The organism is Borborobacter xinjiangensis, from assembly GCF_047739745.1.
Lineage (GTDB): Bacteria > Pseudomonadota > Alphaproteobacteria > Rhizobiales > Rhizobiaceae > Pseudaminobacter.
Genome location: NZ_JBLLVA010000078.1, coordinates 1 through 1,678, shown reverse-complemented (window position 1 = coordinate 1,678; position 1,678 = coordinate 1). Strand labels below are relative to the sequence as shown.

Sequence of the window (1,678 nt, the reverse complement as noted above, 5' to 3'; positions counted from 1 at the left end):
ATGGCCGAGTTTAAGTCCGACATTGAGATCGCGCGCGCGGCGAAGAAGAAGCCGATCCAGGAGATCGGGTCGAGGATTGGCATTCCCAACGAGCATCTGCTGCCGTTCGGGCATGACAAGGCCAAGCTCTCGGCCGAGTTCATCCAGTCGGTGCAGAAGAACCGGGACGGCAAGCTGATCCTGGTCACCGCCATCAACCCGACGCCGGCCGGCGAGGGCAAGACGACGACGACGGTCGGGCTCGGCGACGGGCTCAACCGCATCGGCCAGAAGGCGGTGATCTGCATCCGCGAGGCCTCGCTCGGCCCCAACTTCGGCATGAAGGGCGGCGCGGCCGGCGGCGGCCTGGCCCAGGTGGTGCCGATGGACGACATGAACCTGCACTTCACCGGCGACTTCCACGCCATCACCAGCGCCCACAACCTGCTGTCGGCCTTGATCGACAACCACATCTACTGGGGCAACGAGCTTGGCATCGACACCCGCCGGGTGACCTGGCGCCGGGTCATGGACATGAACGACCGGGCGCTCCGGCAGATCACCTGCTCGCTCGGCGGGGTGGCCAACGGCTATCCGCGCGAGGCCGGCTTCGACATCACCGTCGCCTCCGAGGTGATGGCGATCCTGTGCCTGGCCAAGGACCTGAAGGACCTGGAAAAGCGGCTCGGCGACATCATCGTCGCCTACCGGCGCGACAAGAGCCCGGTGTTTGCCCGCGACCTCAAGGCGCCGGGCGCCATGACCGTGCTGTTGAAGGACGCGCTGCAGCCCAACCTGGTGCAGACGCTGGAGAACAACCCGGCCTTCGTGCATGGCGGCCCGTTCGCCAACATCGCCCATGGCTGCAACTCGGTGATGGCGACGACCACCGCCTTGAAGCTGGCCGACTATGTGGTGACCGAGGCCGGCTTCGGCGCCGATCTCGGGGCCGAGAAGTTCTTCGACATCAAGTGCCGCAAGGCCGGGCTGAAGCCGGCGGCGGCGGTGATCGTGGCCACGGTCAGGGCGCTGAAGATGAACGGCGGCGTCAAGAAGGAGGACCTCGGCGCCGAGAACATCGAGGCGGTGAAGAAGGGCTGCGCCAACCTTGGCCGCCACATCGAGAACGTCAAGCAGTTCGGGGTGCCGGCGGTGGTGGCGATCAACCACTTCCACGCCGACACCGAGGCCGAGATCCAGGCGGTCAAGGACTATGTCGCGCAGATGGGCGAGGAGGCGATCCTGTGCAAGCACTGGGCGCAGGGCTCGGCCGGCATCGAGGACCTGGCCCGCAAGGTGGTGCAGTTGGCCGAGGGCGGCAGCTCGCAGTTCGCGCCGCTCTATGCCGACGAGCTCGGCCTGTTCGACAAGATCGACACCATCGTCAAGCGCATCTACCGCGGCGACGGGGCGATCGCCGACAAGAGCGTGCGCGACCAGCTGCACCAGTGGGAAAAGCAGGGCTACGGCCACTTGCCGGTGTGCATGGCCAAGACCCAGTACTCGTTCTCGACCGACCCCAATCTGCGCGGCGCGCCGACCGGCCACACCGTGCCGGTGCGCGAGGTCAGGCTGTCGGCCGGCGCCGGCTTCGTCGTGGCGATCTGCGGCGAGATCATGACCATGCCCGGCCTGCCCTCCAAGCCGTCGTCGGAGAAAATCCTCATCAACGAAAACGGCGAGATCGACGGCCTCAGCT

Annotated in this window: 1 protein-coding gene; it reads left to right on the top strand. The window is 66.6% G+C overall.

Annotated features, from left to right (window positions below; translation table 11 throughout):
- Positions 1-1,678, top strand: a 1,678-nt coding sequence (locus tag ACLKMW_RS26395) for a formate--tetrahydrofolate ligase (protein WP_415727494.1), incomplete at both ends; no start/stop codon positions are given.